This is a genomic window from Microbacterium sp. Leaf288, assembly GCF_001422925.1.
GTDB lineage: Bacteria > Actinomycetota > Actinomycetes > Actinomycetales > Microbacteriaceae > Microbacterium.
Genome location: NZ_LMNI01000010.1, coordinates 65,463 through 89,536 on the forward strand (window position 1 = coordinate 65,463; position 24,074 = coordinate 89,536).

Here is a 24,074-nt window from a genome sequence, read left to right on the forward strand (position 1 = left end):
AGCCCTTGAATCACGGATGCCTCGGCCCCGCGCAGCGCGCCGGGCCGAGGCATCCGTTTCCGGGGGGTCTTTACGGGGTGGGGTAGTCCACCACGAACTGCGGGGTTCCCGTGTTGGTGCCGTCGGCCTGGCCGCCGACGCCGTTCACGACGTGCTGGACCGTGCCGGCCGACAGGTTCACCGTCATGATGTGGTGCAGCTTCACGCCGGGCGTCTCAGGCACCTCGAACCCGTTGGTCGTGAGGATCGACGGGTTGTTCTGGTTGAACACGTACACGCCGGCGCCGTCGAGCTCATGGTTCTTGACGTGGTCGGCCACCTTGTAGCCGGGGTATCCGAGCGTGCCGTTCGGCTGCGTCCAGTCGGCCTGCGTGGGCGGGTCGTAGGGCAGCTCGTTCTGGTACAGGATGACGCGGCCGTTCTCGCCGTTCCAGAGCGTGTTGTACGTCTGGAAGTGCTCGACGAACAGACCCGTCGCGGTCACGTCGTCACCGTTCACGATGACGCCGTTGGTGCCGGTGTTGGTGTTCCACCGCTGGGTGTCGCCGTTCACGCCGTTGTTCGGGTCGAAGCCCTCGACGCCGTGGTCGCCGCGCCACACCCAGGTGTGGTCGATGAGCACGTCGTCGGCGTTGACCTCGAGCGCGGTCGTCGTCTTGCCGACGTGCGGGCCGCCGACGCGGAAATACACGTCGCTCAGCGTGATGGGGTTCTGCGCATCGAGCTTCTTGCCGCCGTTGGGGTTGCCGACGCGCAGCAGTACGGGCGACAGCTCGGTGCCCGCGTCGATCGTGACGCCCGCGACGACGATGCCGTCGGCGTCCTTCACCTCGAGCGGCACCGCGCCGTTCACCGCGGTGAGCGTCGCGTGACCGAGCCCGAGCACGACGGTGTTCGCGCGCTTGACCTGGATCGACTGGGCGACGTCGTAGATGCCCGGCGTGAGGATGAGGTGCTGCCCGCGTGCGAGTGCGTTGTTGATGTCCTTGACCGAGTCAGACGGGGTCGCGATGTAGAAATCGGTGATCGGGATGCTGCGCCCCGCGGTCTCACCCGCGCCCCAGCTGATCCCGCTCGTGTCGCGCTGTGCCGCGGGCACGCGCACGTTGAAGCGGCCGTCGTCGTCGACGTACAGGTACGGCTTCTCGCGGCTGACCGGTGTCTCGTCGACCGTCGTGTACGGCGGGTTCGGGAAGCCGGCGTCGTCGGGCGCGCCGACGACTCCCGAGAACACCTGGTTCCAGACGGCGTTCGACCACCCGGCGACCTCGCTGTTGCGGATCAGCCACTGCTGCTGCGAGCCGTTGATCACGAACGGCAGCCGCGAATCGGCGATGAAGCCGCCACTGGCGTACTGCGGCCCGGCGGTGCAGTAGTCCATGAGCGACAGGTTGCCGCCCGAGATGTCGAGGCGCCGCATCGAGACGGCCTGCGAGACCGCCCAGAACTCGGCGCTGGCGCGGCATCCGTCCTGACCGGCCTTGTCGATGTCGATCGACAGGTTCGAGATCGTGCGCCAGAAGTTCACGAGCGCGAGGCAGTTGCCCGTGCCGCCGTCGGCGAGGCAGCGGTTGTAGACCTCGACGGCGCCGTGGACGGTGACGTCCTCGGGCGAGGCGCCGAGCCCGGCGACCTCGGTGTAGTAGCCGACCTTCACCTGCAGCGGGTCGGCGGTCGAGCCGTACTGGCCGGGCAGGAAGTACACCGCCTGACGGGTGGTGCTCATCTCGGCGTCGACCTGCTGCGCGTGCAGCGCGTCGAGGTCGGCCTGGATCTGGTCGACGGGAGTGTCGGGGGAGTAGATCGTGACGTTCGGGCCGAAGTCCGGGTGGAACGGGTCGACCGCGCGCGGCGGCGCCGCCACGGCCGGGGTGGCCAGCAGCGCGCTCGCGACGAGGGCGGTGCCGGTCGCCAGTGCGCCGACGCGTGCGACGCGGGCACGTCGGCCCGATCGTGCGTCCGGCGCCGCGAGGCGTGAAACGGGGGCGGGCATGGGGAGTCCTCTCCGTTGAGGTAGAGCCGGCGGGATGCCGATTACTTACCGGACTGTAACCAACCGTGGGAGCGGTCTCAAGGGGCAGTTTTCGGCGAGCGCTTGCTGAGTCGTTTCAGAAGTCGAGGCGCATCACGAGGCGTCGCTTCGTGGGATGCGTGACCTCGCGGAACCCCGCGGCCAGGAAGGGCCCGACCGGCCCGACGCTGAGTTCGTCCCAGATGACCTTCTTGCCGCCGGTCAGCATCGGATACCCCTCGACCGCCGCCGCGCCGCGTGCGCGGGCGTGCTCGGCCGCGGCCGCGATGAGCGGGTACGTCAGTCCTTCGCCTCGGTGGCCCTTGCGCACGACGACGCACGCGATCGCCCAGACCGACTCGTCGTCGGGGTCTTCGTCGCGCCCCTGCCACGGTACGGGCGAGCCGCGGACCCGCCCGAAGACTCCTCGCCGGTCGACCGCGCACCAGGCGACGGGCTCGTCGCCGTCGTAGGCGACGATGCCGATCGTCTCGGTCGCGCGCGGGTCGTCGCAGTGCGCCTCGGCGCGCAGGATCGCGGCACGTTCCGACTCGGGCATGCGCCACCAGTCGTGGTCGCCGAGCCGCTGGCGCTGGCATTGGCACCGCCCCGCGGCGCCCGTGAGAATGGCCTGCAGGTCGTCCCACGAGGCCTCGTTCGCCGGAACGAAGCGCAGTCCGTTCATGTGGGCAGGGTATCGCCGTCGTCCGACAGCCCGGGAGTATCGTGTGGCTTGTGACCCTCGCCCCTCGTGTCGCCGTGGTCATTCCGTGCCGGAATGACGCGGGTTATCTCGACGCGTGCCTGGCCGCACTGGCCGCGCAGACGCATCGGCCCGACGTCGTGATCGTCGTCGACAACGCCAGCACGGATGCCTCCGCCGCCGTCGCCCACGCGTACGACGCCGTGCTGGCATATGAGCCGTCGATCGGCATCTGGCCGGCCGTGTCCCGCGGCTACGACGCGGCGCTCGAACACGCCGACATCATCGCCCGGCTGGACGCGGACTCGAGGCCGCACCCGGATTGGATCGCGCGGCTCGTGCGCGCCTTCGTCGCGGACCCCACCCTGGGAGTGCTGACCGGCGGCGCCGAGTTCTACGGCGGAACACCGATCCAGAACTACCTGGGCGAGCGCTGGTACATCGGCGGCGGCCATTACTGGATCAAGAAGTGGCTCGGCATCCCGCTCGTGTTCGGATCGAACTTCGCGATGCGCACGCGCGTGTGGGAGCGCGTGCGCGACCAGGTCGACCGCGGCAACGCGCGCATCCACGACGACCTCGACCTGACGATCCGGCTGCGCTCGTCCGACGGCGTCCGCTACGACCCGCAGCTGCGCATGCCCGTGTCGGCACGTCCGGTGCAGACCGTGTCCGGTCTGTCGCGACGGGTGTTCCGCGTCGCGTCGACCTTCGCCGTGAGCTGGCCCGAAGGTGCCCGGTGGCACCGCTCCGAGCCGTCGCGGGTGGCGTCCTCCTCGGGCGAATGGGTGCCCGACGGCGACGACTGGGCGCCCGAGTACGGGCGCTGACGGGTCAGCTGCCGAGAGCCGGGGCCGTCAGGTAAACGTAAGCCGCGAGCACAAGGACGTTCACGCCGACCGTGCCCCAGAACGCACGCCGGAACGACCGCTTGCGGGTCTTGTGGCGGAACACCTGCTGCGCCACGAGCGCGCCCGGCCAGCCGCCGATGAGCCCGAGGATGAGGAGCGTCTGCTCCGAGATGCGGTTCGCCTGGCGGCGTGCGGCCGCCTTGTCGATGCCGTAGGCCGCGAACGCGACGACGCTCGCGGCGCCGTACAGCGCCGGCACCCACCACGCGAGCTGGAACACGAAGTACGCACCCGCGAAGGCGCCGGCGAAGACGATCAGCGTGATCCAGCTGAGCGCTGCGGGGAGCGGCTTCGAGAGGTCGCGCCCCGGGCGCTCCGGCGTGGCAAGGGGAGCGCCTGGTCGCGGGTTGGGCATGCGCTCGATCCTATGGGGGAGGGTCGGCGTACGGTGTCAGCATGCATGAGCTCACCGAAGAGGCGCTGGTCGCAGCATCCGTCGATGTCGCATGGCGGGAATTCACGGTCGCGGGTCGCCTCGCGGAATGGTTCTGGCCGCCGCGCTTCGAGACGACCGCGGTCGTCGAGCTGCGCGAGCTCGGCCGCTGGGAGGTGCGGTCGGTCCCCGTCGACATGGCGGTCGAGGGCACGGTGCTCACGTTCGAGGCGCCGCGCGCGCTGCGGCTCGGGTGGAAGTGGGCGGGGGAGGAGCACATCACCGACGTCGAGGTCGAGCTGCAGTCCGCGGCGGATGCTGCGACCCGCGTGATCGTCAGGCACTCCGGCTTCGCGACCGCCGAGGAGCGCGACAACCACATCGACGGGTGGTCGAGCTGCCTGCAGCGACTGGTGGATCGCCACGGCGGAGCGCCGGGCGAGCACCTCTGAGGAGGTCTCAGTCGCCGCACGACCCCTCGCGGTCGCCGCGCGCGGCGGCGATCAGCACGGCATCGAGCTCCGGCCCCGTGCAGTCGTGGCCGGCCTCGGGAATCTCAACGAGGCGCGCGTCGGGAAGCGCGTCGACCAGGTCACGCGCGGCCTCGCGCGGACTGCGCGCATCCTGCGCTCCACGCACGATCAGCGTGGGCGTGCGGATCGACGGGAGTGCGGGGCGCAGGTCCTGCGACATCACGTCGAGCAGCGCCGTCGTCGTCGCCGGCCGCCAGTCGTCGAGGAGTGCTCGCGCGCGAGCGCGTCGGGAGGGATCGGTGCCCGGGGCGAAGACCGAGTCGAGGAAGCCGTCGGCCCACTCGCCGACAGGATGCTCGACGGTGAACCGCGCCGCCTCGAGTCGCTGCGCGAGCGCGTCGGCGTCGAGCGATCCACCCCACCCCGCGTAGGCGCCGACGAGCACGAGGCTGCCGACCGCGTCCGGGTGATCGCGCGCGAGCAGCAGCGCCAGCACCGATCCCATCGAGAAGCCGGCGACGCACGGTGAGGTCAGTCCGAGCGCGGTGAGGAACGAGGCGGCGGCGTCGGCCCAGTCGCGGTCGGTCCACCCGGCGGGCACGCCGTCCGACTCGCCGCAGCCGGGAGCGTCCCACGCGATCAGGTCGATGTGAGGGCTGAGGCGATCGAACTCGTCGTTCCAGATCCTCGAGTCCTCGAGGGCTCCGTGCAGCAGCACGAGTGGCGCGCCGCTGCCCTCTCGCCGGTACGCGATGCGGATCCCACCGGCCACGATGGCGGCCATGCCCGCAGTGTACGCTCGTCGCGTCGGACCCGCTCGCTACCCTCGTGTTCGTGATCATCGAGTTCGACGGGGATGTGTTCCGCTGGGAGGCGCGCGAGGATTCGGCGTGGTTCTTCACGTCGGTGCCGCCCGAGCTGAGCGAGGAGATCCGCGAGATCCCGCGCCCCTACCGCGGATTCGGATCGGTGCGCGTGCGGGCGAACATCGGCGGCAGCGAGTGGACGACGTCGATCTTCCCCTCGTCGGACGGCTCGTACGTGCTGCCGCTGAAGAAGGCCGTGCGCGATGCCGAAGGACTGGTCGACGGCGGACCGGTGACCGTGCGCCTCGAGGTGCTCGACGGCTGAGGCGGCTACTCCGCCGGTGCGAGCATGCGTCGCTGAATCCGCCGGTCGAGATCGTCGAGCTCGCCGATGACGTCGTTCGCCGCCCACACGCGGTCGCGCTTTCGTCCGGTGATCTCGGTGATCACGCCCGCGTCGGTGAGCCGGTCGAGTGCGGCGTAGGCGGTCGCCGGGGTGCTTCCGAGCGCCGTGATCGCGTCTTCGCCCGACATCACGGGGTCGTCGAGGAGTGCGGTGAGGAGTCGATCGGTGGCGGAGCCATCGGTCGCGTCGACGAGCGACCGCCACTCGGCCGGGAGTTCGCGCAGTGCGTCGCTCGACGTTCGCGACTCGGTGGCCGCCGCGACGGCCGCACGCACCATGATCGCGATGATGGTGGTGGGGTCGCCCTCGCGGTACGCCGTGAGCGAAGAGAAGTAGTCGTCTCGCACCGCGAGCAGGCCGCTCGCGAGCGGCATGACGGCGGTCTTTGTGACCCCGCGCCGGCGCAGGATCGCGCTCACGAGCGCCCGCCCGACGCGGCCGTTGCCGTCGGTGAACGGGTGGATGGATTCGAACTGGGCGTGCGCGATCGCCACCTGCGCGAACACGGGAACGTCGTCGCGGTCCGCCCACTCGATGAGGTCGTCGAGCAGCGGTGCCACGAGGTCAGGAGGAGGCGGCACGTACAGCGCGTTGCGCGGACTGTGGTCGCTGCCACCGATCCAGTTCTGCACGTCGCGCAGCCGGCCGGCGTAGTGCGCCTCGGCGGAGTCGTCGGCCATAAGGGTGCGATGCGCGGCGAGCAGATCCTCGACGGTGATCGTCCCCGCATCGCCGGCTCGGTCGACGAGGCGGTGGAGCGCGGCGGAGGCCGCGACCATGCTGGTCGCGCTGCTGTTCGCTCGGCTTCCCGCGAGCGCGCGTGCGTAGTCGGCGGCGGTCGCCGAGATGCGCTCGATCTTGGAGGAGGCCACCGACTCGGTGCGGAGCATGAAGCGCCCGAGCGCGCGCGACTGCGCTCGTGCCTCGGCGTCGGTCGTCGCCACCTCGACGAGCGCTCGTTCCGCGGCGGCGGTCAGTTCGGGGCCCGGCGTGTAGGTCAGGTGCGCGATGCGCGGAGGAATCGACACGGCGACGGAGCGCAGCATCCGATCTTCCCGGCTGCCGCCACGGATCGACTGCCGCCAGTCCCGCATCTCGGTGGTGTGGGCGGGCCAGACCGAAGCGTTGGGAAGTGAAACAGGGGCGCTCACTGTTTCAGTTTAGCGGTTGAGATTGAAATAAGGCACGGCTTTGCTATGGTGCTCCGGGTCACGCGGCTCCGGTATGTTTGCGCTCGAGAATCATTCTGCTGGGGAGCATGATGTCGGACGGGTCTCAGGGGGGACCGCCGCCCGGTTGGTACGAGGACGCTTCGCGTGCTGACCGCCTGCGGTGGTGGAACGGCGCTGCGTGGACGGAGGACTACCGTCCGGTGGCGACCGATGCTGCCGCCACGGTGTCGATGGACGTCGTGGGTGGCGCTGGGCCGGTGTCGGCAGCGCCGCTGAGTCGCGCACAGTTGCGTGCGCGACGGACGGCGGATTCGGATACTGCGGGTTCGGCGGCTGCGGCAGGCGAAGGGTCGGGGGTGCCCGACGCGGCGGTGGGGTCGCCCGCGCCGCCGTCGATCGCCGAGGAGCCGCATGCCGCGGCCGTGTGGCCGGCTCCGTCGTCGCTGGGCGAGGAGTCGCTCGTGCCTTCGCAGGCGGAGGTTGTGGTCGAGGCATCCGTTCCTGACGTCGTCTCGCACGAAGAACCCTATGCCGCCGCGGTGTGGCCGGCTCCTTCGTCACTGGCCGAGCCCGCGGAGCCGCGGGACGACGCATTGGTCGATGCGCCGTCGGCTGTGCCGGAACCCGACGTCCCGGCGCCCGCGCCGAATCCGCAGGTCGCGCCGGGTTCTCGTACGCCGGCGACGCGGGGGGTGTCGACCAACGGTTCCCGGGCTGCGAAGGGCGAGACCATTCCCGACCAGATCGCGCCTCGGCGCCCGGCGCCCGTCGACGATCGTCTGCCCAGGCCGATCGTGTACCAGCCGGTGTCGAGTTCGTACGTGGGGGAGATGCGTCCGCCGCTTCCCGAGGCTGCGCCGGCGAACGTTCCGGCGCGCGCGTCGATCGTGCTGATGGCGGTGGCTGCGCTCGGGGGTCTGGCGGTCGTGTTCTGGCTCGGTGGCTGGAACGAGTCGGTCGCCGGCCTGGTCAGTCTGGTCAGTGTGGCGTTCGCAGCCGGCGCGTTCTTCCTCGCGATCGGCGGGCTGATCGTCGCGACGCAACGCCGGACGAGCAGGCTTCTGTCGGGCATCGCGATCGTGGTGTCGATCGGGTTGGCGGCGTGGCTGGCGATCGTCGCGACGCAGCAGGCGCTCGCGATCCTGAACTGAGCGGGCAGGCGGAACTCAGAAGGGTGGCGGATCGACCGGCACAGTCAGCGAGGTCGGCGAGACCCACCATTTCGCGCCGGTGGTTTCGTCGCGGTAGAGCACCCATTTGCTCTTGGTCTTGATCACGTGATGTCGTTCGCATAACGGACTGAGGTTCGTGTCGGCGGTCTTCCCGCCGTACTGCCAGTCGATCCGATGGTCGATGTCGCAATCGCGGGCGGATCTCGTGCATCCGGGGCCGGTGCAGACCTGGTCGCGAACCCCGAGCCACCGACTCAGCGCCTTCGGAACCCGGTACGTGGTGCGGTCGACGTCGAGGACGGTGCCGGTGACCGGGTGGGTGAGGATGCGGACCCAGCTGGACGCCTCGCCTGCGAGTCGCCGCGCGGTCTCCGTGTCGATCGGGCCGTAGCCGTCGAGCGTGGCGGGCTCGTTGTCGTGTCCGAGGAGCGTCATGACGGGCACAGTGATCGCGACGGAGGCGCGGGATCGCCAGGTGCCGGATCCCGCGGCCTGGGCGGCACCGGCTGCGCCCGCGGCGAGCACGTCGAGCACGATGTCGGCCCGGAGCTGGGCCAGCGTGCGCTCCTCACCGTCGTGCGCACGCAGATGCCGCGCGTGCGCGTCCGCGTGCCGATACGTGGCCAGTACCTTGTCGGCCGGGCCGAAGACGATGAGCGAAGCCATCCCGTCGGCCTCGGCCTGGAACCACACGTTCCGATCGTCCATCGCCCGCGTGTGCCGCTCGTCGATGTGCTCGGGGTGCACTCGTTCGCGCACGACTCGAGCGCGCGTGCGGAACTTTCCGGGAGTGAGAGTCGTCGCGGATCCCCGGAGCAGCTCGTCGAACTTCGCCCAGGCCCCTCTGTCGCGGGCCGGGAGTGTGCCGGCCTGCTGCGCCGCGGCCGTCGCGTTCTGAGTAGGAACCCGTCCGGCCCGGAACGCTTCCCAGATGTTCGGGCACCGCTCGCGCAGGGTGTCAGCGTGCGCGGCGCGCGTGCTCACCATCATTGCGGACATGCCCAACCGCACAGCGAGGTCCAGCGTCGCGGCGCGCACGGCGATGTTCCGCCGCTCCGCACGGACCGCCGCTGCCGAACGCCCCTGCGGATCGAGCCACGCTGGATCGAGAGTCGGATCAGGCCCGACCCACGGATCGGGGCAGGCCGCAGCATCCCGCAGGATGTCCGCGATGCCGGCGTACTCGTCGGCAACCAGCATGCGCGCTCGGGCGCTGATGCCCTCGAGTTTGTTGACGGCGGCCTCGTGCGCGGCGCCACTCGCTTCGAGCTGCGCGAGCTCGATAGGCGGAACCACCTCGCCTGGGTCGAGCACGTCCCATGGGTCGAGGAAGAGCTCGGGATCACCATTGATCCGCGAGTCGAGGTCGACCTCCATAGGAGAAATATTCATGCATAGAGACTACGGATAGCCTCCGACATTCGATCAAAATGTCTAAAGGGTGAGCTTGCTCGAGCGGGCCGGGTAGACGGCGACTCCCCGCCCGAGGATGCGTCCAGACACGGGGTGCAGTGCGAACTGGGTGAGCAAGGCATCCCACAGTCCCTGCAGGTCGGCGACGGGCTCGCCGGTCTCGAAGAGACGCGTCACGAGGAACGAGGTGATGTCGGCGAGCTGGATGATCTCGCGGTCCCAGGTGCTGAGGTCGGTGTCGACCCAGAGCGGCTTGTCGAGCACGAGGTCGTACCTGGGCGCCTGGGTGAGGTGCGCCGACAGCATCGCGCGGATCTCAGCCGCTCCAGAAGAACAACTCGTGCCCTAACGCGGATTGGGTGTTCAGGGCTGAGCCTTTCCTGAGGCAACCCAGCATGCGTGTGCATTGACTTCTGTGGGCTGTATCTCGGATGCTTCTATGCGGGAGGGGATTCACGCACAGCGCGTGTGTCTCAAACCCAGCTCTAACGGAGTCTGGGACGTGTTACTGGGGTGTTTGAGACCGGCGCGCTTTGGCGCGCGTCGGTCGGTTAGAGCTGACCTTTCAACTCACACTGGGGAGAGACGCGCCATGCGTGCAACTATCAAGAACTACATCGAGGCTGCGAACCGCCGCCGCGAAGAAGAGGGCGAAGAAGGGTTCTCCCTCATCGAGCTCATCATCGTCGTCGTGATCCTTGGCATCCTTGTTGCCATCGCGATCCCGGTCTTCGCGAACATCCAGGCGGGTGCACAGGAGAACGCGCTGAAGGCGGCTGCTGCGAACGGAGCAACGGCTGTGGCCGCGGCGATCGCCGACAGCGACACCGCGACCACAGGTACGACAGCGGTGGCCAAGATCAACGCAGGTAGCGATGAGATCGGTCTCATCACTGCGGCGACCGACCCCACCACGGTTGACGGCGTATGCGTCACAGCTCAGTCGGGAGAGTACGACAAGCAGGTTTCGGCGGGACCCGGGTGCACCGCGACGGGGGCGTACGACATCTCGGCGTTCGCGGGGGCGACTCCAGGGAACTAGGTCACTGTCGGGGGTGGGAGCCGAGCATTCTCAGGCTCCCGCCCCCGTCGTGGGGTACCGGCGTCGGGTTCCGCGCGATCGTGCGAATCCACGTGTCATCATTGGGTGGGGTTCTGTGCCACTTGGGGAGGTGGGCGGATGAGGGGTCGTGGCGCCGATGCTGCGGGATTCAGCCTTGTCGAAGTAGTCATCGCGATGTTCATCTTCGGACTCATTGCGATTGCGCTGCTGCCGCCGTTGATCAACGGCCTTCGGTTCTCCTCGGAGCAGGCGCTCACGGCTACGGCAACGCGCCAGTTGAACGCATTGATTGAACAGGCCCGTGAACGACCCAAGTGCGCGGATATCAACCTTCTCGCGCCCGCGACCTTCGAGCGGTTCACCGTCGGCGACGGCGGCTACGTCTGTACGCCCGGCTCGGTCAACACGCTCACGTTGACAGCTCGGGACGCTGCGGGAGAGGTCCTCGCAACGGCGACTGCGAAAGTTTTGGTCGACTCGTGAACATGACGGAACTCACCGACTCCCACGGCACGAGCGACCGCGAAGCCGGTATGGGCCTCATCGAACTGGTCATTGCGGCAATCATCTCGTTGATTGTTCTTGGCGGGATCGCCACCATCCTGGTGAACTCCTGGCTGACTCAGAGCGATGTTCTCTCGACGAGTGAAGCCACCAATCGCGGCCAGCTCGTAAGTTCGACCCTTGAGAAGGCGATGCGCAACGCGGTCTACTTCGAGATCCACGGTGGCGGGTCGGAGGTCTGGGTCCGCACCACCTTCGATAAGGACCTGAACGGCGACGGCGTGGTAGATGACGAGCTCCATTGTCAGGCGTTCCATATCGCGAACGGGGTCGCCGAGATGAAGTCCGACAATCTCGACGTGGCAAGCGCAGCGTGGAGTACCTGGCTAGACGTCACGGACTACGGCGCCTTCGTCGTTAACGTGCAGGCGCCATCAGTCGGCGCTTTCCGCCAGACGCCGACGACGGGCGCGGGAACGACACTCTTCTACAGCTTCTCCGTCGCGACAGACTCGGCCCCCGTCAAGTTCGCCGGAGAAGTGTCGATCAGAGCAGGGGAAGCGGGGGATGGCGGATGCTGGTGATCAACAGGCGAACACCTCGTGGCGCTGCGGAGGACGAGGGAGCAGTGCTCATTACCGTCGTCGTCGTGATGCTGGTCGGCTTCGTCATTGCCGTCGCGGTCGCTGCCTCGGTGATGTTCACCATCGACGCCAATGTCGGCAATAAGGACCGTACGCAGGCGTTCATCGCTGCCGAGTCGGGCCGTGATGTCGCGCTCGGTTCCATCCGCGAGAAGATCGGTGCGAGCGGGCTCAATTGCTCGCCGAGCGGCATGCCCGCGCCTCCTCCGATGTCGGGCACGGGCACAGCCCCGAACTACCAGTACACGGTCTACACGACGAACGACGTCGTTCGCCCGTCGGCGGACCACCCGAGCGCATGGGCGAGCGTGTGCCCGACAACCGCCACCAAGTGGGTGAAGATCGAGTCCACGGGTTGGCAGGTGCCGACCGCCAAGACCACCATCGACGCGATCTACCCGTGGTATCACGGCCCGTCAACCACCCCATCGGGCACCGTCGCGTTCTTCGAAGGCGAGTTCACCGCGACGAAATCCACGTACACGGGTGATCTTGTCATCCGCGACGGCGACTACGAGTGCAACAACGGTGCCTCCGGAGGTGTGCAGGGGGATCTTTGGGTGCTCCGCGGGAAGTTGACGATCACTGACACCTGCATCGTCACCGGGAGTGTGTACGTGCGCGACCAAATCAGCGTCGCGAACAAGCAGCTCCGCGTCGGCGGGGATCTCGTCTCGGTGCAGGGGATGATCAAGCTCAACGCCAACGGCGCCGAGATCGGCGGGGACGTCTACGGTGCGGGCAACATCGACACCAAGACCGGCTCGGGCGTCGTCAAGGGGGCGTTCAAGACTCCCGGCAGTATGGTCGATCACAATCCGACGAGCTGGACCAACGGCGCGACCCCACCCGCACCGGTTCCGATCGATGACAACGCCCCCGCCCCGGTCATCTCGCCGACGCTCGAGCAGGTATATGCGGCAACCAGCTGGATCGAGTTGACCAGCACCACCACCTGGAGCTCAATCGCAATGCCTGTCTACGCCCCGATTCCCGGAACAGTGTGCTCAACCACACAGCTCCAGGATGTATTGCGCGCGACCGGCACCCGTGCGGTGATCGACATGACAGGGTGTCCTGCCGGCGGAAGCGGGATCAAGGTCGACCCGGGCAACGTCACGGTGGCCCGGGATGCCGTGATCTTGGTTCCCGCGAACCAGAAGATGGACCTCGAGTTGACGAAGACGATCTCCCGCCCAGTCGGCACTACTCTCGCGGGAGGGCCGCAGTTGCTGATCGTGCACCTCGACCCCAATGGTAGCGACGGCCGACCGCCCGCCTGCGGTAGCAGTGATCTCGACAAATTCACGGCCGGTGGAACAAATAGTGTTCGTACGCTCATCTACAGCGCGTGCGGAATAGGCAGCACGATGTCGCTCACCATGTCCGGCCAGCTCTACATGGGAAGCGACGGGCTGCACCTCAACGGCGGCACGTTCACGTGCGTCCCGATGTCGTGGGCGCCGACCCTTCCCACGATCAGCTGCGGCATCAAGGGACCGGGCGGAATCTTCGACCCCACGAACACGGTGACGAGGCTGGACGACCTCGCGTATCAGACAGAGAAGTAGCGCATGACGGGTCTCATCATCATCGCCGGACTCCTCGGCCTCCTGATTGGGTCGTTCCTCAACGTCGCGGCCTACCGGGTCCCGGCGAAGATCTCGCTGTTGCGCGAGAGCCGCTGCCCCCGCTGCGACGCGGCGATCAAGCCATGGCACAACGTACCGGTGATTGGATGGATCGCCCTCGGCGGCAAGTGCGCGAACTGCAAGGCGCCGATCTCACCGCGCTATCCGATCGTCGAGGCCATCACCGGACTCGCCTTCGCACTCGTCACGTGGTGGGGCGTCGCCGTGTATGACGGGCTACTGAGCCCGAGTGCAACGCTGCAGCAGTATCTCCTGCTTCCGACGGCGGACGGAACCGCGCGGCCCGCCGATGTCTGGGCGCACGCGCTCGTCGTCGTCGCGTTCCTCTACTTCGCGGCGATCTCGATCGTGCTCACCCTCATCGATCTAGACACCCACCGCCTGCCGAACAGCATCGTTCTGCCGAGCTACCTCGTGGCCGGCATCCTGTTCACCGTCGCCGCCTGGCTGACGGGCGAGTGGGGGCTGCTGCTCGGTGCCGGTGTCGGCATGGCGGTGCTGTATCTCTTCTACTTCCTGCTCCGCGCCGCACGGCCCGGCGGGATGGGCGGCGGAGACGTGAAGCTCGCCGGCGTGATAGGCATCTACCTCGGCTGGCTCGGATGGGGCGCGCTCGCTGTGGGGGCGTTCGCGGCCTTCTTGTACGGGGGAGTGTTCGGCATCGCGCTCATGCTGTTGCGTCGAGCCGGGCGCAAGACCGCCATTCCGTTCGGACCCTGGATGATCCTCGGGGCCTGGACAGGTGTTTTCGCCGGCGAAGCCGTCGGCAAGTGGTACGTGGATCTCTTCGTCGGCGCCTGACGCCGACGGTCTTTGGGGAAGGGGAAATCATGGGGAAGACGATTGTCGGGCTGGAGGTGACCGAAGAGAGCGTCCGCGCAGCGGAGATCTCACTCGGCCGCAAGCCCCAGCTCGTCGCGTACGGCGAAGTGCCGCTGCCGCCCGAGGCAGCGCGCGACTCGGAGGTGCTCGACTCGGGTGCCGTCGCGGTCGCGCTCCGGCAGCTGTGGACCGGCGCGAAGTTCAGAAGCAAGGACGCCGTGCTCGGCGTCGCCAGCCGCCGCATCCTGGTGCGCGAATACACGACTCAGGCGATGCGGCCTGATCTGCTGCGCGAGGCCCTGCCGTATCAGGTGCAGGACCTCCTGCCCGTGCCGGCGAGTCAGGCGGTGCTCGACTTCTTCCCGCTGTCGCAGGACGGCGACCAGGTCTCCGGCCTGCTCGTCGCGGCGGTGTCGGAGAACATCGAGCAGATCATCTCGACTCTCGCGAAGGTCAAGGTGCGCGCTCAGGCGGTCGACCTCGCGGCGTTCGGCCTCGCACGCGTCACCGCGCCGCTCGCGTCGCCGGAGGAGACGGTGGCGACGGTCAGCATCGGCGATCACACCACCCAGGTCGTCATCTCGCGCGGCGGCGTTCCCCTGTTCGTGCGCCTGCTGCCGATCGATGTCGCCACAGCAGCCACGCGGCGGCACAACGCCGAGGCCATCGAACCGGAGCTCGAACTCGCCGCCGTGGCGGCGGGGAACGGGGCCGGGACGGGCCTCACGGTGCCCAGCCGCACGCGCGGCTCGATCCGCGCGGCGACGCCTCCCGGTGTCTCCGACCTGGCGGCCCGTCTGCGCAGCACCCTCGCGTTCTTCGGCAGCCGTGCCGCCTCAGCTCCACTCTCGCGGGTCTTCGTCACCGGCGCCGGGGCTGCCGTCGAGGGCATCCTGCCGGCGCTCGGGGCCGCGATCGATACGCCGATGACCATCGTGTCGGTCGGCGACGTCATCTCGATGTCGACCCCGCCGCCTGCCGGTGAGGTCGCGCTCAACCTCGTCGGCACGGTCGGCATCGCACTCGGGGAGGCCGGAAAATGACCGCCATCCCGGTTCCCTTCTCGGGAGCGCCGCGCGTCAACCTCATGCCGCGCACCGAGGTCGCGCGGCGCGAGCGCGACCAGCTCGTGCGCCTCTGGGTGTGGATCGTGCTCGGTGCGATCGTCGTCGCGGTGCTCATCATCGCCGGGGCGTTCGCGTTCAAGTTCTTCGCCGATCAGCGACTCGTGGCCGAACAGGCTCGCACGAACGCCCTCCTCACCGAGATCGCCTCGCTGTCTGAGGTAAGCCAGGCGCTCGCGACCGAGTCGGAGCTCACCGACTTCCGCACCGACGCGATGGCCACCGATCTCGCCTGGACTCCCGTGATCGGCAAGATCACCGGCATCCTTCCCTCCGACACCACCCTCACCGGCGTCGACCTCGCCGTCGGCGGCGTGCCGGTGGGCGACGACCCGGCGCTCGAACAAGGGCTCGTCGGCACGGTCACCTTCGACAGCCCGACGCCGATCGACATCGTCCCGCTCATCCGCTCGCTCCGCGGTGTGGGGGGAGTGCTGTACGCCGATGGGCAGTCGGTCACCTCGAGCCAGGTCTCGGACGGCAGGTACTCGTACTTGCTCACGGTCGAATTCGACCAGACCGTCTACTCGAACGAGTACGCGGCGGAAGAAGGGGGCGAGTGATGCCCAAGCACATCGTCACCGCGATCGGACTCATCGTCTCGCTCGGCGTCATCGCGCTCGGAGTCTTCCTCGTCGCCATGCCGCTGTACTTCCAGGCGGTCTCCGTCGACGGCCAGACCGCGACCGTCGCGAGCACCAACGCGCTGTACCAGGCGCAGGTCGACGAGCTCACGGAGCAGCAGGAGAACCTCGGAGAGATCGAGGAGAACGTCGCCGGGCTCCGCGCGCAGATTCCGGCCACCGGCCAGCTCGACGACGTCTTCGAGGTCGTCGCACGTGCGGCCGAGGCATCCGGTGTCCAGATCACCTCGGTGACCGCAGGAGAGCAGGTCGCGTACGCCACCCGCACCGGCGCCACCGAAGGCGACGCTGCGGCCGTCCCGGCACCCGCGCCCGAGGCGACGGAGGGCGCGACCGACGCCACCACCGGGACGCCGACGGATGCCGCGGCCCCGGCCCCCGACGCCGCAGCCGGCGCCGGGCGTCAGCAGGTCGACTTCGTGATCAGCGCCACGGCGGGCGACATGGAGCAGGCGACGGCCTTCCTCGACGCGCTGCGCGCGGGTCCGCGCCTGCTCAACAGCGTCACCGCCACCATGACTCAGAGCGGCGAGGGCACAGTCGACATCCAGGTGTCGGCGCTGACCTTCGTCGACGCGGAAGGGTGAGGATCATGGAAGACCTCGACTTCGAGAAGCTCCTCGCGTACGGCGCCCGCCACCGAGCGTCGGACGTGCACATCACGGCCGACGCGCCGCCGCTGCTCCGGGTCGACGGCGACCTGGTTCCGGTGGAGGCCTACCCGGGCCCGCTGTCGACGGAGTGGGTGGAGCGCACCGCCTTCGACCTCATGACCGAGGGGCAGCGCCGCGAGTTCCTGGAGCACGGCGAGGTCGACCTCGCCCACGCGACGCCGGGCATCGGTCGCTTCCGCACGAACGTGTACCGCCAGCTCGGCTCGATCGCCATCGCCCTGCGGTACATCCCCGACCGCGTGTACTCGCTGGAGGAACTCGGCGCCCCGGCGATCGCCCGCGACCTTGCCTTGAGGCCCCGCGGACTCGTGCTGCTCACGGGCCCCACCGGTTCGGGCAAGTCAACGACGCTCACGGCGATGGTCGACATCGTCAACCAGCTCGTTCCGGCGCACATCGTCACGATCGAGGACCCGATCGAGTTCCATCACCAGTCGAAGCGCTCGCTCGTCCACCAGCGCGAGGTCGGGCGCGACACGAACTCGTTCGCCGAGGCATTGCGCCGCGTGCTCCGTCAGGACCCCGACGTGATCCTCATCGGCGAGCTCCGCGACCCGGAGTCGATCTCGACCGCCCTCTCGGCGGCGGAGACCGGCCACCTCGTGCTCTCGACGCTGCACACGCAGGGCGCCGCGAAGAGCATCAACCGCATCATCGACGTGTTCCCGGCCGACCAGCAGCACCAGATCCGCTCGCAGCTGGGCGATACCCTCCAGGGCATCATCAGCCAGACACTGCTGCCGCTCGCGCAGGTCAACGGACGCACGATCGCGACCGAGGTGCTCATCAACACGCCGGCCGTCGCGAACATGATCCGCGAGGGCCAGGTCGCGCAGATCTACTCGGCGATGCAGGCCGGCTCCGAGCTCGGCATGCACACGCTCGATCAGGATCTCCGGCGCCTCGTGGCCGAAGGTACGATCGCGCGCAACGTCGCGATGGACTTCGCGGTCGATCCGAAGAGCCTCGACGGCGTGTACGTGAAGCCGCGCGACCTCGACGCGGAGGAGTGGGCGCACCACGCCGGAGAGTGGCGGCAGGGAGAGCTCGCGGCTCCCGCAGCGAACGCGACGCAGGGCACCGGTATCGGCATGGGATCGCGCTTCGGCACGCCCACCGTCGGCGGCCGGGTCGACCCGACCGCGCGCGATGTCGAGTGGGGCGGCGTCGACGATCTCGAAGCGTGGGCCGCCGCGAACGGGGAGGGCTGACATGGCCGTCGTACAGGAGTTCGTCTACCGGGCCGTCGACCCGCGCGCCGGATCGGTCGTGAAGGGCACGATCGAGGCCGCCAGCGAGTCTGCCGTCACGGGAAAGCTAAAGGCTCAGGGGCTGACGCCCCTTGAAGTCACGCTCAAGTCGAACACCGGCCTCAACCGCGACATCAAGCTGCCCGGCGCGACCAAGACCGTGTCGGCGCGCACGCTCGCGGTGTTCTCGCGCCAGATGGCGGGGCTCATCAACGCCGGCCTGCCGCTCATGCGGACGCTGGCGATCCTGATCGAGCAGACCGACGACAAGAAGTTGCAGCCCGCATTGGTGCAGGTGCAGGCCGACGTCGAGTCGGGGTCGTCGTTCTCGGCGGCGCTGGCGCGGCACCCGCAGACGTTCCCACCGTTGATGCTGTCGATCGTCAAGGTGGGTGAGGCCGGCGGCTTCCTCGGAAGCGCCCTCAATTCAATCGCCGACAACTATCAGCGCGACGCGGAACTGCAGAACAAGATTCGGGCTGCGGTGACTTACCCGGCGATCGTGCTCGTGATCGCGATCATCGGCGTGCTGGTGATGGTGACGTTCGTCGTGCCGATCTTCGAGGGCATGTTCAAGGGCCTCGGCTCGTCACTGCCCTTGCCCACGCAGATCCTGGTGACGATCTCGAACAACATGTGGTGGATGCTGCCGGCTCTCGCGCTGGTCGTGATCGTTGCACTGATCTGGTGGCGGGCCAACCGGCACACAGAGCAGTACCGCCGTTTCGTCGATCCGATCAAGTTGAAGATGCCCGTGTTCGGCAAGCTCACCACGAAGATCGCCGTGGCCCGCTTCGCGCGAAACCTCTCGATGATGCTGAACGCCGGTGTGCCGATCATCCAGGCGCTCTCGATCGTCGGCCAGGCGTCGAACAACTGGAAGATCGAGCAGGCCGTGCGCGACGTGCAGGAGTCGATCCGCCAGGGCCGCTCATTCGCCGCACCGCTCGCGAAGGCCGAGGTCTTCCCGGCGATGGTGCCGCAGATGGTGTCGGTCGGCGAGGAGTCGGGCACGCTCGTCGACATGCTCGCGTCGATCGCCGACTTCTACGAGGACGAAGTCGAGACCGCGACGGCGCAACTATCGTCGACGATCGAGCCGATCCTCATCGTGGGTCTCGGCATCGTCATCGGCGGCATGGTGATCTCGCTGTACCTGCCGATCTTCACGTTGTACGGAGAGCTTGGAAAGCAAGCATAGAAGCTGGGGAACTCAACGGCCGGTGCGCAGGGCGCCGGTCGTTGAGTTTGCGCCGGGTTCAGGGCGTTTCGACTCGCTTCGCTCGCTCAACGACCGGGGGATGGGCGGGGGATGGGCGGGGCGTTTCGACTCGCTTCGCTCGCTCAACGACCGGGGGACGGAGCCCCGGGAATCAGGGCAGCGCGCGCGAAGCGCGCTCCACCTCACACTGTGACCCGAAGCACTTCCTCAATCGTCGTCAGCCCCTGCGCCACCTTCGACCACCCGTCCTCGCGCAGCGAGATCATCCCCTGCGCGATCGCCACCTGACGGATCTCCGACCCCGTCGATCGCGTCACGACCAGCGACTCGATCTCGTCGCTCAGCGTCATCACCTCGTGCAGCGCGACGCGCCCGCGGTATCCGGTGTTGCTGCAGGCGGGGCATCCCACCGCCTTGTACAGCTCGGGCACATCCGCCGGGTCATGCGGGAAGCCCAGGGCGCTCAGCACCTCCGAACTCTCCACCAGCGGCTCACGGCACCGCATGCACAGCCGCCGCGCCAGCCGCTGCGCGATCACCGCTGACAGCGCCGTCGCCACCAGGAACGGCTCGCACCCGATCTCGGAAAGCCGGGTCAACGCAGAGGGAGCGTCGTTCGTGTGCAGCGTCGACAGCACCAGGTGCCCCGTCAACGCCGCCTCGATGGAGATGTTCGCCGTCTCGAAGTCGCGGATCTCACCGACCAGCACCACATCCGGGTCCGACCGCAGAATAGACCGCAAAGCAGTGGCGAACGTGAGCCCGGCGCGGTTGTTCACCTGCACCTGGTTGATGCCGGCGATGCGGTACTCGACCGGGTCCTCGACGGTGATGACGTTGATCTTCGGGTTCGCGATCGATCGCAGCGCCGTGTAGAGGCTCGTCGACTTGCCCGACCCCGTCGGCCCGGTCGCGAGGATCATGCCGTGCGGCTTCGTGATCGCCTCGCGGAACCGCTTCTCGTTGGTGGGCGAGAACAGCAGGTCGCGCATCCCCATGGTCTGGCCGGTGTTGTCGAGGATTCGCATGACGATCTTCTCGCCCCACACGGTGGGAAGGGTCGCCACGCGGAGGTCGACGGTGCGGTTCTCGTGCGTGACCGAGAGGCGGCCGTCCTGCGGCTTGCGCTTCTCGGCGATGTCGATCGACGACATGATCTTCAGGCGCGAGATGATGCCGTCCTGAATGGCGCGGTCGGCCTTCTGCATCTCGTGCAGCACGCCGTCGATGCGGAACCGCACGGTCAGCTGCTTCTCGCCCGGCTCGACGTGGATGTCGCTCGCACGGTCGTTGATGGCCTGCGCGATCAGCAGGTTCACGAACCGGACGATGGGGGCGGTGTCGTCCTGCTCCTCGAGGCTCTCGGTGAACGCGGCCTGGTTGGCCTCGCTCGACTCCTCGATCGTCATCGACAGCTCGCTGAGCTCTTCGTCGGAGCGCAGGAACCGCTCGAACATGTTCAGCAGCGCGTCTTCGGCGACGACGACGGGCTCGACGAAGAGGTCCGTGATCGAGGCGACGTCGTCGAGTGCGACGATGTCGGTCGGGTCGAGCACGCCCACGGTCAGACGTTCGCCGCGGCGGTCGACGGGGATGAGGCCGTACTTGCGGCAGAGGTTGCCGGGCACGAGAGCGACCACGTTGGGGTCGAGCGGCATCTCGGCGAGGTCGACGTAACGGTGGCCCGTGTGCAGGGCGATCGCCTCGGCGACCTGGCCCTCGGTGACCAGCTTCGAGCTCACCAGCAAGCGCTGCAGCTCCGGACCTTCGCCCACCTGAGCGAGGGCGGCCGACATGTCGGCAGCCCTGACTGCTCCTGTGAGCACCAGCGTCTGTGCAAGACCTCTCACGGCAACACCCCTATCCCCAACCACATACTATGTGGCGCGCGTCAACCCTGGGCTGCTCGCCCGCGCGTGCTCGATAAGGTCGTGCCATGGCGGACCTGATCGCGAAGCTGACGGCCTGGGCACTCTCCCTCCGACCGGTGCGCGTCTGGTTCCACTACCTCGAACGACGCGGTCCCATGCTCTCCGACAGCATCACGTACCGCTCGCTGTTCTCGGTGTTCGCGGGAGTCCTCCTCGGCTTCTCGTTCGCCTCCGTGTGGCTCGCCGACAACCCCGCGGCGTGGCAATCGCTGATCGATGCGGTGGATGCTGCGATCCCGGGCCTGCTCGGAACCGGAGACGACGGCCTCATCGACGTCAGCACCATCGAAGCGCCCGCGGGCCTCACCATCGCCGGCATCATCGCGCTCGTCGGTCTCGTTGGCGCGGCGATCGGCGCCATCGGGTCGCTGCGCGTGGCACTGCGCACGCTCGCCGACAAGGTGCACGACGACGTCTTCTGGATCTGGGTGATCCTCCGCAACTTCCTCCTCGCCGTCGCGATCGGCGGCGGCTTCGTGCTGTCGGCCGGCGCGACGTTCATCGGCACCACGTTCGTCGGGGCGGTGCTCGACTTGCTCGGGATCACGCACACCGGAGTCGCCGACTTCGCCACGCGCTCGGTCTCGATCGTCGTCGTGTTCCTGCTCGACATGGCGATCGTCGCGGTCGCGTTCGTGTCGCTCAGTGGCGTCAAGACGCACCCCGGGTCGCTGTGGTCGGGCGCCGTCATCGGCGCGATCGGGCTGACGGTGCTGCAGCAGCTCTCGTCCCTCTTCGTCGCCGGCGCCGGTTCGAACCCACTGCTCGCCTCGTTCGCCTCGCTCATCGCTCTGCTGCTGTGGCTGAACCTCTCGGCGCAGGTCATCCTCCTCGCATCGACCTGGATCATCGTGAGCGAACGTCAGCGGGTCGACCGCGTGCGTGAGCGGTTCGGTTCTCCGACGTTCGCCTTGCGGCGCGTGCGTCAGGCGGAGGATGCTGTGCGCGTGGCCACCGAAGAGCTCGAGCACGCGCGCGCCGACGCGGAGCGCGAGAAGCTCGCTGCACAGAAGCACCAGTCGACATGAGCGAGCGCGTTCCCACCTTCACCGCCGAACAGGTGCGTGCGGCGGAACGCCCCCTGCTCGACGCCGGAGTCCCGCTCATGCACCGCGCCGCCGCGGCCCTCGCCGACGTCATACGGGCAGAGCTCGCGACGCCCGACACCGTCGTCACGCTGACCGGGGTGCTCGAACCCGTGATCCGGGAGACGCCCGTCGCCCTGCGGCCGCGGGTGCTCGTACTGGTGGGCTCCGGCGACAACGGCGGCGACGCGCTCTACGCCGCCGCACACCTCTCCCGCATCGCCGACGTCGACGCGCTGCTCGTCTCGGAGCGCTTCCACGTCACCGCCCTCGCCGCCGCTGTCGCCGCCGGAGTCCGTCGCGTCGACCTCCCCGAAGTCGACGACGCCGTGCGCCATTACGCCCTCGTGGTCGACGGCATCCTCGGCATCGGCGCCGCGAGCGATCCGGCCCTGCGCGGCAGAGCCCGCGGTGCGGTCACCGCGATCCGCGACGACCTCCGGCGAGGAGGACGGATGCCGCGCGTCATCGCCGTCGACATCCCCAGCGGCCTCCACCCCGACACGGGCGTCGCCGACGACGCTGTGCTCGCGGCATCCGTCACCGTCACGTTCGGCGCGGTGAAGGCCGGACTCGTCACCGGGCGCGAGCCCAATCTCGTAGGCGACATCGTCCTGGTCGACATCGGTCTCGGCCCGGCGCTGGAATCGGTCGAGCCGGCGGGCGAGGCATCCGTCTTGCGAATCGTGACTGCGCCGACCGACTGACCGCAGCGTGCGCGCCGCGACTACTCGTCGCTCTGCTCGTCCTCGCCGTTCTTGCCGGGGAAGTCGGGGTCGTCCTTGTGGTGGCCCCAGGCCTTGCCCTTCCCGTTGCCCCGGTCGTCCTGCTTGTCGTCGCCGTCGCCGTCGCCCTTGTTCCCGGGGAAGTCCGGCGAATCCTTGTCGTGCCCCCGCGCGTTGCCGTTGTTGCCCGGGAATGCGGGGTCGTCCTTGTGGTGGCCCCACGCCTTCCCGTTGCCCTGCCCGCCCGGCGCATCAGCCGGCGCGACGACGCTCGTCGCGGGGAGCACCCGTGCCAACGGCACGCCCGACGCGACGCTCGGCACGATGATCGCGGCCGCGGCGACGACGGCGATCACGGCACCCGTGATGAGCAGCTTCTTCGAACCCATGACGCACCTCGATCTCCCCAGGCGGAGGCAGCCGGTGCGGGGAGCGTATCACCGCGCGCGGGCGGTGCGAAGGGGTCAGCGCGCGTAGCGCTCGACGAAGGTGCGCAGCATTCGGCTCGGGTGCGAGACCGCCGCGGTGCGGACAGCCGCCAGCGTGAGCTCGAGCTCGTGGGCGGCGAAGTAGCCGTAGTCGGCGTAGGCGTGGATGCGCGTCGTGATGCCCTCGACGTCGAGCTCGGGGTGGAACTGCGTCGCGTAGACGTTCTCGCCGACGCGGAACATCTGCACCGGGCACGTCGGCGACGACGCCAGCAGCGTCGCCGACGCGGGCAGCTGCGAGATCGCCTCCTTGTGTCCAACGAACGCGCCGAAGGTCTCAGGGATCCCGGCGAGGAGGGGATCGGATGCCCCGTCCTCGGTCACCGTCACGGGCACGACGCTGATCGGCTCGGAGTAGGTGCGGTCGATCACGGCGCCCTGGTGCGCGCCGAGCGTGCCGACGCCGTAGCAGGCGCCGAGGAAGGGGAAGTCCCGCGCGACGACCTCGTCGAGGAGGATGCCGAACTCCTGCTCGACCCGTCGCTGCGTCGGCGACTTCGTCTCGAGCGGGTCGGACGCGTTGAACGGCCCGCCGCCCACGAAGATCCCCGACACCTCATCGAGGTCGATCCGTGGCATCGGCTCGGCCTCGAGCCGCACCCGGATGAGCTCGTCGGAGGAGAGGCCGGTGTACCGCAGGAAGAGCGCATACTCCTCGTCGGCCGGCGCGTCCTCGGCCCGGGTCGCGAGGAGGACGAACGGCTTCACCGCACCAGCCTACGTGTGCGGAGCGTGCAGGCGTTTCGTCTGCGGGCGCCAGAGCGCCCTTCGCTCAACGACCGGGAGCACGGATGCCCCGACCCCGC

The 24,074-nt window shown here is 68.5% G+C and carries 26 protein-coding genes and 1 pseudogene; 17 read left to right on the forward strand and 10 right to left on the reverse strand.

The window, feature by feature from the left end:
• Positions 1-70 precede the first annotated feature (70 nt).
• Positions 71-1,993, reverse strand: coding sequence for a glycoside hydrolase family 55 protein (locus ASF40_RS04450; protein WP_235560135.1), 1,923 nt, complete (start codon positions 1,991-1,993; stop codon positions 71-73).
• 115 nt (positions 1,994-2,108) lie between these two features.
• Positions 2,109-2,696: a GNAT family N-acetyltransferase gene (locus ASF40_RS04455; RefSeq protein WP_056367047.1), complete on the reverse strand. Its 588-nt coding sequence runs from the start codon at positions 2,694-2,696 to the stop codon at positions 2,109-2,111.
• 50 nt (positions 2,697-2,746) lie between these two features.
• On the opposite strand from ASF40_RS04455, the gene ASF40_RS04460 reads away from it, so the two are divergent.
• A complete protein-coding gene (locus tag ASF40_RS04460) occupies positions 2,747-3,544 on the forward strand; it encodes a glycosyltransferase family 2 protein (protein ID WP_056367048.1) in 798 nt (265 codons plus the stop codon).
• 4 nt (positions 3,545-3,548) lie between these two features.
• Here the strand turns inward: ASF40_RS04460 and ASF40_RS04465 are convergent, their stop codons facing one another.
• Entirely contained in the window at positions 3,549-3,980 is a 432-nt protein-coding gene (locus ASF40_RS04465) for a DUF1294 domain-containing protein (protein WP_082496875.1), read from the reverse strand.
• A 41-nt stretch (positions 3,981-4,021) separates the two neighbouring features.
• On the opposite strand from ASF40_RS04465, the gene ASF40_RS04470 reads away from it, so the two are divergent.
• Positions 4,022-4,450: an SRPBCC family protein gene (locus ASF40_RS04470; RefSeq protein ID WP_056367049.1), complete on the forward strand. Its 429-nt coding sequence runs from the start codon at positions 4,022-4,024 to the stop codon at positions 4,448-4,450.
• A gap of 7 nt (positions 4,451-4,457) precedes the next feature.
• Here ASF40_RS04470 and ASF40_RS04475 read toward each other — a convergent pair whose 3' ends face one another.
• Positions 4,458-5,255 (reverse strand): alpha/beta fold hydrolase, encoded by a 798-nt coding sequence (locus ASF40_RS04475; RefSeq protein WP_056367050.1) that lies wholly within the window; start codon positions 5,253-5,255, stop codon positions 4,458-4,460.
• Positions 5,256-5,305: 50 nt separating this feature from the next.
• On the opposite strand from ASF40_RS04475, the gene ASF40_RS04480 reads away from it, so the two are divergent.
• Entirely contained in the window at positions 5,306-5,602 is a 297-nt protein-coding gene (locus tag ASF40_RS04480; RefSeq protein ID WP_056368193.1) for a DUF1905 domain-containing protein, read from the forward strand.
• A 5-nt stretch (positions 5,603-5,607) separates the two neighbouring features.
• On the opposite strand, the gene ASF40_RS04485 is transcribed toward ASF40_RS04480, so the two are convergent.
• Positions 5,608-6,834, reverse strand: coding sequence for a Fic family protein (locus ASF40_RS04485; RefSeq protein ID WP_235560136.1), 1,227 nt, complete (start codon positions 6,832-6,834; stop codon positions 5,608-5,610).
• A 110-nt stretch (positions 6,835-6,944) separates the two neighbouring features.
• Between ASF40_RS04485 and ASF40_RS21705 the strand changes: the two are divergent.
• Positions 6,945-7,061 (forward strand): annotated as a pseudogene (locus ASF40_RS21705) (DUF2510 domain-containing protein); the annotation flags it as partial.
• Positions 7,062-7,211: 150 nt separating this feature from the next.
• Complete coding sequence (locus ASF40_RS04490) at positions 7,212-8,006, forward strand: hypothetical protein (protein ID WP_056367052.1); 795 nt, start codon at positions 7,212-7,214, stop codon at positions 8,004-8,006.
• A gap of 15 nt (positions 8,007-8,021) precedes the next feature.
• Here the strand turns inward: ASF40_RS04490 and ASF40_RS04495 are convergent, their stop codons facing one another.
• The gene (locus ASF40_RS04495) at positions 8,022-9,419 is read right to left on the reverse strand and encodes an HNH endonuclease signature motif containing protein (protein ID WP_082496878.1); all 1,398 of its coding nucleotides are present in this window, start codon (positions 9,417-9,419) and stop codon (positions 8,022-8,024) included.
• Between the two features lie 42 nt (positions 9,420-9,461).
• The gene (locus ASF40_RS04500; protein ID WP_056367054.1) at positions 9,462-9,746 is read right to left on the reverse strand and encodes a hypothetical protein; all 285 of its coding nucleotides are present in this window, start codon (positions 9,744-9,746) and stop codon (positions 9,462-9,464) included.
• Positions 9,747-10,032: 286 nt separating this feature from the next.
• On the opposite strand from ASF40_RS04500, the gene ASF40_RS04505 reads away from it, so the two are divergent.
• The 10 genes from ASF40_RS04505 (at position 10,033) to ASF40_RS04550 (ending at position 19,018) form a co-directional block, all read left to right on the forward strand.
• Entirely contained in the window at positions 10,033-10,482 is a 450-nt protein-coding gene (locus tag ASF40_RS04505; RefSeq protein WP_056367055.1) for a pilus assembly FimT family protein, read from the forward strand.
• Between the two features lie 138 nt (positions 10,483-10,620).
• The gene (locus ASF40_RS04510) at positions 10,621-10,986 is read left to right on the forward strand and encodes a type IV pilus modification PilV family protein (RefSeq protein WP_082496880.1); all 366 of its coding nucleotides are present in this window, start codon (positions 10,621-10,623) and stop codon (positions 10,984-10,986) included.
• Between the two features lie 2 nt (positions 10,987-10,988).
• Complete coding sequence (locus tag ASF40_RS04515; protein WP_056367057.1) at positions 10,989-11,591, forward strand: PilW family protein; 603 nt, start codon at positions 10,989-10,991, stop codon at positions 11,589-11,591.
• On the forward strand, positions 11,582-13,222 hold the full coding sequence (locus ASF40_RS04520; protein ID WP_157549420.1) for a hypothetical protein: 1,641 nt from the start codon (positions 11,582-11,584) through the stop codon (positions 13,220-13,222). Before ASF40_RS04515 ends, ASF40_RS04520 begins: the two co-directional genes overlap by 10 nt.
• A 3-nt stretch (positions 13,223-13,225) precedes the next feature.
• Entirely contained in the window at positions 13,226-14,104 is an 879-nt protein-coding gene (locus ASF40_RS04525) for a prepilin peptidase (RefSeq protein ID WP_056367059.1), read from the forward strand.
• A 29-nt stretch (positions 14,105-14,133) separates the two neighbouring features.
• Entirely contained in the window at positions 14,134-15,168 is a 1,035-nt protein-coding gene (gene pilM, locus ASF40_RS04530) for a type IV pilus biogenesis protein PilM (RefSeq protein WP_082496881.1), read from the forward strand.
• Positions 15,165-15,812: a hypothetical protein gene (locus ASF40_RS04535; protein ID WP_056367061.1), complete on the forward strand. Its 648-nt coding sequence runs from the start codon at positions 15,165-15,167 to the stop codon at positions 15,810-15,812. Before pilM ends, ASF40_RS04535 begins: the two co-directional genes overlap by 4 nt.
• Entirely contained in the window at positions 15,812-16,480 is a 669-nt protein-coding gene (locus tag ASF40_RS04540; protein WP_056367062.1) for a hypothetical protein, read from the forward strand. Before ASF40_RS04535 ends, ASF40_RS04540 begins: the two co-directional genes overlap by 1 nt.
• Positions 16,481-16,485: 5 nt before the next feature.
• On the forward strand, positions 16,486-17,778 hold the full coding sequence (locus ASF40_RS04545) for a type IV pilus twitching motility protein PilT (RefSeq protein WP_056367063.1): 1,293 nt from the start codon (positions 16,486-16,488) through the stop codon (positions 17,776-17,778).
• Position 17,779: 1 nt separating this feature from the next.
• Positions 17,780-19,018, forward strand: coding sequence for a type II secretion system F family protein (locus ASF40_RS04550; protein ID WP_056367064.1), 1,239 nt, complete (start codon positions 17,780-17,782; stop codon positions 19,016-19,018).
• Positions 19,019-19,221: 203 nt separating this feature from the next.
• Here ASF40_RS04550 and ASF40_RS04555 read toward each other — a convergent pair whose 3' ends face one another.
• Positions 19,222-20,889 carry a GspE/PulE family protein gene (locus ASF40_RS04555; RefSeq protein WP_056367065.1) on the reverse strand — a complete coding sequence of 556 codons (1,668 nt, stop codon included), beginning with the start codon at positions 20,887-20,889 and terminating at the stop codon, positions 19,222-19,224.
• Positions 20,890-20,975: 86 nt separating this feature from the next.
• Between ASF40_RS04555 and ASF40_RS04560 the strand changes: the two genes are divergently transcribed.
• Together ASF40_RS04560 and ASF40_RS04565 are read left to right on the forward strand one after the other, a co-directional pair.
• Complete coding sequence (locus ASF40_RS04560; RefSeq protein ID WP_056367066.1) at positions 20,976-21,998, forward strand: YihY/virulence factor BrkB family protein; 1,023 nt, start codon at positions 20,976-20,978, stop codon at positions 21,996-21,998.
• Positions 21,995-22,762, forward strand: coding sequence for an NAD(P)H-hydrate epimerase (locus tag ASF40_RS04565; RefSeq protein ID WP_056367067.1), 768 nt, complete (start codon positions 21,995-21,997; stop codon positions 22,760-22,762). Before ASF40_RS04560 ends, ASF40_RS04565 begins: the two co-directional genes overlap by 4 nt.
• Before the next feature lie 20 nt (positions 22,763-22,782).
• Here ASF40_RS04565 and ASF40_RS04570 read toward each other — a convergent pair whose 3' ends face one another.
• Both ASF40_RS04570 and ASF40_RS04575 read right to left on the reverse strand, forming a co-directional pair.
• Positions 22,783-23,169: a hypothetical protein gene (locus ASF40_RS04570; protein ID WP_056367068.1), complete on the reverse strand. Its 387-nt coding sequence runs from the start codon at positions 23,167-23,169 to the stop codon at positions 22,783-22,785.
• Positions 23,170-23,244: 75 nt separating this feature from the next.
• Entirely contained in the window at positions 23,245-23,976 is a 732-nt protein-coding gene (locus tag ASF40_RS04575) for a glutamine amidotransferase (protein WP_056367069.1), read from the reverse strand.
• Between the last annotated feature and the right edge of the window lie 98 nt (positions 23,977-24,074).

Coding starts and splice junctions, on each gene's coding strand:
- ASF40_RS04525 (WP_056367059.1), top strand. CDS start 13,226: ATGACGGGTCTCATCATCATCGCCGGACTCCTCGGCCTCCTGATTGGG.
- ASF40_RS04475 (WP_056367050.1), bottom strand. CDS start 5,255: ATGGCCGCCATCGTGGCCGGTGGGATCCGCATCGCGTACCGGCGAGAG.
- ASF40_RS04535 (WP_056367061.1), top strand. CDS start 15,165: ATGACCGCCATCCCGGTTCCCTTCTCGGGAGCGCCGCGCGTCAACCTC.
- ASF40_RS04560 (WP_056367066.1), top strand. CDS start 20,976: ATGGCGGACCTGATCGCGAAGCTGACGGCCTGGGCACTCTCCCTCCGA.
- ASF40_RS04470 (WP_056367049.1), top strand. CDS start 4,022: ATGCATGAGCTCACCGAAGAGGCGCTGGTCGCAGCATCCGTCGATGTC.
- ASF40_RS04545 (WP_056367063.1), top strand. CDS start 16,486: ATGGAAGACCTCGACTTCGAGAAGCTCCTCGCGTACGGCGCCCGCCAC.
- pilM (WP_082496881.1), top strand. CDS start 14,134: ATGGGGAAGACGATTGTCGGGCTGGAGGTGACCGAAGAGAGCGTCCGC.
- ASF40_RS04450 (WP_235560135.1), bottom strand. CDS start 1,993: ATGCCCGCCCCCGTTTCACGCCTCGCGGCGCCGGACGCACGATCGGGC.
- ASF40_RS04505 (WP_056367055.1), top strand. CDS start 10,033: ATGCGTGCAACTATCAAGAACTACATCGAGGCTGCGAACCGCCGCCGC.
- ASF40_RS04455 (WP_056367047.1), bottom strand. CDS start 2,696: ATGAACGGACTGCGCTTCGTTCCGGCGAACGAGGCCTCGTGGGACGAC.
- ASF40_RS04520 (WP_157549420.1), top strand. CDS start 11,582: ATGCTGGTGATCAACAGGCGAACACCTCGTGGCGCTGCGGAGGACGAG.
- ASF40_RS04500 (WP_056367054.1), bottom strand. CDS start 9,746: ATGCTGTCGGCGCACCTCACCCAGGCGCCCAGGTACGACCTCGTGCTC.
- ASF40_RS04540 (WP_056367062.1), top strand. CDS start 15,812: ATGCCCAAGCACATCGTCACCGCGATCGGACTCATCGTCTCGCTCGGC.
- ASF40_RS04510 (WP_082496880.1), top strand. CDS start 10,621: ATGAGGGGTCGTGGCGCCGATGCTGCGGGATTCAGCCTTGTCGAAGTA.
- ASF40_RS04495 (WP_082496878.1), bottom strand. CDS start 9,419: ATGAATATTTCTCCTATGGAGGTCGACCTCGACTCGCGGATCAATGGT.
- ASF40_RS04465 (WP_082496875.1), bottom strand. CDS start 3,980: ATGCCCAACCCGCGACCAGGCGCTCCCCTTGCCACGCCGGAGCGCCCG.
- ASF40_RS04550 (WP_056367064.1), top strand. CDS start 17,780: ATGGCCGTCGTACAGGAGTTCGTCTACCGGGCCGTCGACCCGCGCGCC.
- ASF40_RS04515 (WP_056367057.1), top strand. CDS start 10,989: ATGACGGAACTCACCGACTCCCACGGCACGAGCGACCGCGAAGCCGGT.
- ASF40_RS04570 (WP_056367068.1), bottom strand. CDS start 23,169: ATGGGTTCGAAGAAGCTGCTCATCACGGGTGCCGTGATCGCCGTCGTC.
- ASF40_RS04565 (WP_056367067.1), top strand. CDS start 21,995: ATGAGCGAGCGCGTTCCCACCTTCACCGCCGAACAGGTGCGTGCGGCG.